The organism is Photorhabdus sp. S10-54, assembly GCF_963878145.1.
In the GTDB taxonomy this organism is placed as follows: domain Bacteria; phylum Pseudomonadota; class Gammaproteobacteria; order Enterobacterales; family Enterobacteriaceae; genus Photorhabdus; species Photorhabdus kayaii.
Window position 1 is genome coordinate 53,191 of record NZ_CAWNXG010000030.1, and the last position, 6,699, is coordinate 59,889.

Genomic DNA, 6,699 nt, shown 5'->3' on the forward strand with positions numbered 1-6,699 from the left:
GCCCATGCCATGACGAAATGGGATATTTCTGAGATAACCCTATTTCTCTGCATCTCCGCATCTGGTTTATATTAAATAACGTTATCTGTATACAGGAGGCTTAATTAACACCAGAAGATTATTCATCTTCCAGATATGTGTAGCCATAAAGACCACTTTCAAATTCCAGTAAAAATTGCTCTTGCAAGCCTGTATCCAAATCCGTGCCTTTTACTTGATCACGGAAGCGAGCCATCAGTACATTAGGGTCCAGTTTCACATATTGCAGCATATCCGCGACTGAATCCCCCTCTTCACTTTGGTTATAGGTCACTTCGCCATTATCGAATACATAAACATCAATAGCCGCTGTATCGCCAAACAGGTTATGCATATTGCCAAGAATTTCCTGATATGCTCCCACCATAAAGAAACCAATCATTGGCGGGCAATCAGGATCATAAGCGGGCATCGGCATGGTCGCGGCTACACCATCACCATCCACATAATGATCAACAATACCATCGGAGTCACAGGTGATATCTAACAATACCGCACGGCGATCCAACGGCTTATCCAGTCCCTCAATGGGTAACACAGGAAATAACTGATCGATACCCCATGCATCAGGCAGAGACTGGAACAGTGAGAAATTCACATAGAATTTGTCTGCCATACGCTCTTGCAACTCATCAATAATTGGCCGGTGAGCACGGTTGCTTGGATCAAGATCCTGTTGAATACGGCGACAGATATTCAGATATAACTCTTCCGCCCACGCCCGTTCTGTCAAATCCAGCATGCCATGAGCATATTGTGTATGAACATCATGCAGATCGAGCTGACCATCATGCAGCGATTCACGTAAAGAGCGTCTATTTCCTTCTGAATGCATCTCCTGCCATGTTTCCCACAAACTGGTGAGCGGGCGGGAAGCATCTTCTGCCGGTGGTGTCGTCTGCGTAAATTCATTACGCTCAACCCCGATAACATTAGAGACCAAGACAGTATGGTGAGCGGTCAGGGCACGACCGGATTCCGTGATAACCGTAGGATGGGGTAAACCATGTTCATCACAAGCATCACCAATACCCCAGATGACATTGTTGGCATATTCATTCAACCCATAGTTCACAGAACAATCAGATTGAGAACGGGTCCCTTCATAATCGACCCCCAGTCCACCACCAACATCAAAACATTGAATATTTACCCCGAGTTTATGTAACTCGACATAAAAACGCGCTGACTCACGGACACCTGTTGCAATATCACGGATATTCGCCAACTGTGAGCCAAGGTGAAAATGCAACAATTGCAGACTATCAAGTCGATCCACTGCGCGCAAAATCTCAACCAATTGCAATACCTGAGTTGCCGCTAGCCCAAACTTCGATTTTTCACCGCCACTGGCTTGCCATTTACCTGAACCCTGAGATGCTAAACGTGCACGGACTCCCAAACGCGGGATCACATTCAATCGTTCAGCTTCTTCCAATACCTGGGCAATCTCAGACATCTTTTCGATCACCAAATAAACCTTGTGACCTAACTTCTCACCTATTAGCGCCAGACGAATGTATTCACGATCTTTATATCCATTACACACGATGACGGTACGAGTCATACCCGCATGGGCCAGCACTGCCATTAATTCCGCTTTAGAGCCAGCCTCAAGCCCTAAAGGTTCACCGGAACTGGCCAGTGATTCAATAACGCGGCGTTGTTGGTTAACTTTAATGGGATAAACTAAAAAGTAATCGCCTTTATAACCATATAACTCTCTGGCACGTTTAAATGCAGCATTGATTGAACGCAAACGATGTTGCAGGATTTGAGGGAAACAAAATAGCGCCGGCAAACGCAAATGTTTCTGCTCCTGCTGAACTTTTTTCACCAATTCCGCAAGATCAATTTTTGCCCCCGGCAAATCAGGATTTGGACACACACTAACATTGCCAAGATCATTGACGTAGTAGTAACTCCCTCCCCAATATGCAATATTGTAAGTCTGTTGCATTTTACGAGCGATATTATCATTCATGGCAGTCTCCTTAAGGGAGTTAGAGTTTTTCGCCTTCGCCTGTAATTAATAAATAACCCAAAACACCATAATCTCGCGTGTTGAGAAATATCAGGGAACAGCATGCTCTCAGGTTGTAAAAAGCGTTTAGTTACTACTAAACAACGACAAAATTACCGAGTGACAATACGACTGTCCGACATATCCGGCCTGTTTGCTGACAACAGATAACATCGAATTAAAGACATATTGAAAAGAAAGGAAAAAGACGCGGATACATCCGACGACAAGTGTGGCTGTTGGCCATTAGCAATCAGCAGATAATGGTTCATTACCCCATTCACCCCCACACATGACTCATATCTAAGGAGCCATTTTCTCGATTGAGAAACAGAAGCTAGTTAGCTTTCTGCGAGTCTGTAGCAAAAATAGTTCAACTACGGCCGCAGTTTATACTCGCAATCACATAAAATTGCAAAATGAAATTGAACAAAACTGACATACAAACCAAGAAATTATTCATTCACCCAATGAAAATTACTCCCTGAACTAAAAAAATCTAGCACATGGATAAGAATTACCCTAAAATAGCCATCTAGATGTTAATCCATCCATTTCCAAACTGAAATTATATTTTAAGGTAACGTTATATAATGACCACATACCTTTTCACTTCCGAATCTGTTTCCGAAGGGCATCCTGATAAAATTGCAGACCAAATATCTGATGCCGTTCTTGATGCTATTCTAGAACAAGATCCAAAAGCACGAGTTGCCTGCGAAACCTATGTTAAAACCGGCATGGTCATGGTTGGTGGTGAAATTACTACCAGCGCTTGGGTTGATATTGAAGAAATTACGCGACAAACAGTTCGAGAGATTGGTTATGTTAATTCTGAAATGGGTTTTGATGCAAACTCATGTGCAGTATTAAGTGCCATTGGTAAACAATCACCGGATATTAACCAAGGTGTTGACCGTGAAGATCCCCTGCAACAAGGTGCTGGTGACCAAGGGCTAATGTTTGGTTATGCAACCAACGAAACTGATGTACTCATGCCTGCGCCTATCACCTATGCACACCGTCTGGTTCAGCGTCAAGCTGAAGTTCGGAAAAATGGTGTACTGCCGTGGTTACGCCCCGATGCTAAAAGCCAAGTCACTTTCCAATACAATAACGACAAAATTGTCGGCGTTGACGCGGTTGTACTTTCCACACAGCATGCTGAAAATATTAGTCAGAAAGATCTGCAAGAAGCGGTCATGGAAGAGATCATCAAGCCGGTACTGCCTGCTGAATGGTTAAATCCAACAACCAAATATTTCATTAATCCAACCGGTCGTTTTGTCATTGGCGGCCCAATGGGTGACTGTGGTCTGACTGGTCGTAAAATCATCGTAGATACTTACGGTGGCATGGCACGTCATGGTGGCGGAGCATTCTCCGGTAAAGATCCATCCAAAGTCGACCGTTCAGCGGCTTATGCTGCACGCTATGTGGCAAAAAATATTGTCGCGGCGGGTCTGGCTGATCGTTGCGAAATTCAAGTTTCTTACGCTATCGGCGTTGCAGAACCCACTTCCATCATGGTGGAAACATTCGGCACTGAAAAAGTTTCAACAGCAACTTTGACTCTACTGGTACGTGAATTCTTTGATTTACGTCCTCATGGTTTGATTCAGATGCTGGATCTATTGCACCCAATCTATCGTGATACTGCCGCTTATGGTCATTTTGGTCGTCCACAGTTCCCGTGGGAAGCCACTGATAAAGCAGAAGCACTGCGTGATGCTGCGGGTCTAAAGCTATCAGCGATGAATATGTAAAAATATATACCCTATGGATTTCAAGATGGATCGCGACGGCAAGGGAGTGAATCCCCGGGAGCATAGGTAACTATGTGACCGGGGTGAGCGAATGCAGCCAACAAAGAGGCAACTTGAAAGATGACGGGTATAAAAACAAAAAGCCCGGTTTAGATAACTGAACTCGGCTTTTTTAGCATTAGCTGACAATTGAAGAATCCCTAACAATATTATTATCAGCTTGTTTCAGGATTTCTAATAAAATTCACTGATCCTTGCCTATTTACTTTCAATACATGAAATTAGTTAACGTTCCAATTTCTCTACAACAAGCCATTATGAATATTTTGCAGCAAAAACTGCAACAAGCAAACTTATATCTCAACCGTGATTTTCCTGAACCTACAATAAACTACCGCCAGAGGGGAACTACTGCGGGCAGTGCCTATATAAAAAATTGGGAAATCCGCCTTAATCCAGTATTATTGATTGAAAATCAACAAACTTTTATTAATGAAGTTGTGCCTCACGAATTAGCTCATCTATTGGTTTATCGCTACTTTGGGAAAGTGCCTCCACATGGAAAACAGTGGCGTTGGATGATGGAAAAAGTACTGAACGTTCCAGCTAGCCGTACACACAAATTTAAAGTCGACTCAGTACGTAGTCAAACTTTTACTTATTACTGTAGTTGCCAACAACATGAACTAACCCTACGACGCCATAATAAAATTCTGCGAGGAGAAAGTCATTATATCTGTCAAAAATGCGGAGAAAAGCTTATTATTAAATCAATTGATTCTTTCAATCCTAATTTATAAAGATTTATAATAATAAAAATGTGATTTAATTACCCCACTGCCTGAATATAAATCACACTAATAATATATGAACCAAAATCCTATTCTATCAAAAAATTCTTATAAATATTATCATTTTAAAAAAGCAAGAAATTTTTTAAGTAAAATTAAAATCTCCAGATAAGAAAATTAAGCAATAATTAATTTTAAAGTTAATCCTGTTAAGGTTCTGTATTACCATCAGGTTAAAAAACTGAGTCTAAGATAAACCACAAAAATAATGGATCATATCTATCTCAAATAGTCCAGATACAAGCCTTGTATAGGGAAGAAAGGGATAACATTTATACCCGTCATCTTTCAAGTTGCCTCTTTGTTGGCTGCACTCGCTCACCCCGGTCACATAGTTATCTATGCTCCCGGGGATTCACTCCCTTGCCGTCGCGATCCATCTTGAAATCCATTGGGTATAGAGTGAACATCTATCTGATAGGAATCAATTAACCACCTTTTACATCTTACAATATATTAATATTTATTTAATGATGAAATTATTTCCGGAAGTCTATACAACCTTTGAATTATCCCATTCCCCGGCCTTGATAATCTCGGTATAATATTGAACTAATTGTTTAGCTGTAAAGAAAGAATTAGGTGCCAAAATCATTACTCCATTATAGCTACTATTAACAACTGAACTAAAAATTCCTTTCACTTTAGATAAAGAGGTGAATTCTGGAGAGATGCAAAAAACAAATTTTCCTTTTTCATTCCATAACCAACATATTTATCCAATTTACTAACACTACCAATATAAGTCATCTCATAACCTTCATCCAATAAATCTGCTACATTTTCTTGACCATAACACTGTTACCCTTTTTTCCACACGCTTACGAATCAGGTAGAAATTAAATAGTCTAGACCCAGAAAAATACAGGACTCAGACCTTAATGAACGCGTGATTTAAATTATCTAATTTTTGAGAACAATTCACAAGGCTAGGATAGTTTTGACTGTCATATTTTTTAAATAAATATTAGTTACAAAAAATTTACCTGCTCTTGTTTCTTGCTGAATATTGTTTGCAAAATAGTTTAATTTTAATCATTACTTTATATACCCAATGGATTTCAAGATGCATCGCGACGGCAAGGGAGTGAATCCCCGGGAGCATAGATAACTATGTGACCGGGGTGAGCGAGTGCAGCCAACAAAGAGGCAACTTGAAAGATGACGGGTATAAATGTTCTTTTAATCGTAATATAATAAAATAAGGTATCCATATATATGTATAAAACACAGTTCTAAAAAGCAAGAAAAGATAATTATAATCCAGTTTTATTTTATATACATAATGAGCCAATGTTAAATCGGTTATTACAAATAATGAAGTAAAAACCAAAAGGATAATATAAAATAAAGGTATTCTTTTTTCTAAAGAAAAGAACAGATGTATAAAGTGCAACTCCAAAAATAAAGTGCACATCCCTTTTATCAATGACAAATAGTTTTGCCTTAACCTCAGCATCTCCTCCTGTCTGACAGTTGGATACCGGGCAAAGCCGCTTGACGTGACCCCTAATCACGACACAGCACACGGTATTTGACGCCTGATCCTGCGTCATTATGAATAAATTTAAACGTTACCCCACTGGTTTTGCGAAGACTGATAATTGATGACATGAACGGCCTATCGGCCTGATGAGAAACCTAAAGGTTAAGATGGCTTATTAAAGCCGAGTGGTTTTTTAGGAACATCAGGCGCGTAACTCATCGAGGCGCGGGCATCCTTGCCTATAGTGACGCCGGATAGATTTAAGCATAAGCAAGCCCCAAATTCATCAAAATGCGTGTTGCAACAACGAGGGTGACCATAGATTTAACCTTTCATATGGAAAAATAAAATGATACAGACCCTGATACGCAAAAACCCCCAGCTCTCGCTGGGGGTTTCTACTGTATTTAAAGCCTGGCAGTTCCCTACTCTCACATGGGGAGACCCCACACTACCATCGGCGCTACGGCGTTTCACTGCTGAGTTCGGCATGGGGTCAGGTGGGACCGCCGCGCTATCGCCGCCAGGCATATT

4 protein-coding genes and 1 rRNA gene are annotated in these 6,699 nt (G+C 40.8%); 2 read left to right on the top strand and 3 right to left on the bottom strand.

The annotated features are described in order from the left end of the window. Window positions 1-118 precede the first annotated feature (118 nt). On the bottom strand, window positions 119-2,023 hold the full coding sequence (speA, locus tag AACQ83_RS15955) for a biosynthetic arginine decarboxylase (protein ID WP_112878574.1): 1,905 nt from the start codon (window positions 2,021-2,023) through the stop codon (window positions 119-121). A 632-nt stretch (window positions 2,024-2,655) separates the two neighbouring features. On the opposite strand from speA, the gene metK reads away from it, so the two are divergent. Together metK and AACQ83_RS15965 are read left to right on the top strand one after the other, a co-directional pair. Further along, window positions 2,656-3,828: a methionine adenosyltransferase gene (gene metK, locus AACQ83_RS15960; protein WP_011147846.1), complete on the top strand. Its 1,173-nt coding sequence runs from the start codon at window positions 2,656-2,658 to the stop codon at window positions 3,826-3,828. 275 nt (window positions 3,829-4,103) lie between these two features. Beyond that, window positions 4,104-4,628, top strand: a complete 525-nt coding sequence (locus tag AACQ83_RS15965; protein WP_112878575.1) for a SprT family zinc-dependent metalloprotease — start codon at window positions 4,104-4,106, stop codon at window positions 4,626-4,628. Between the two features lie 1,162 nt (window positions 4,629-5,790). Here the strand turns inward: AACQ83_RS15965 and AACQ83_RS15970 are convergent. Together AACQ83_RS15970 and rrf are read right to left on the bottom strand one after the other, a co-directional pair. Next, window positions 5,791-6,138 (bottom strand): DUF2569 family protein, encoded by a 348-nt coding sequence (locus tag AACQ83_RS15970; protein WP_112878576.1) that lies wholly within the window; start codon window positions 6,136-6,138, stop codon window positions 5,791-5,793. A 439-nt stretch (window positions 6,139-6,577) separates the two neighbouring features. Beyond that, window positions 6,578-6,693: ribosomal RNA gene (rrf, locus tag AACQ83_RS15975) — 5S ribosomal RNA — on the bottom strand. Window positions 6,694-6,699 lie beyond the last annotated feature (6 nt).

Bases quoted from the DNA above. Each gene is read 5' to 3' on its own strand.
- AACQ83_RS15970 (WP_112878576.1), bottom strand. From the start codon at position 6,138: ATGCTGAGGTTAAGGCAAAACTATTTGTCATTGATAAAAGGGATGTGC.
- AACQ83_RS15965 (WP_112878575.1), top strand. From the start codon at position 4,104: ATGAAATTAGTTAACGTTCCAATTTCTCTACAACAAGCCATTATGAAT.
- metK (WP_011147846.1), top strand. From the start codon at position 2,656: ATGACCACATACCTTTTCACTTCCGAATCTGTTTCCGAAGGGCATCCT.
- speA (WP_112878574.1), bottom strand. From the start codon at position 2,023: ATGAATGATAATATCGCTCGTAAAATGCAACAGACTTACAATATTGCA.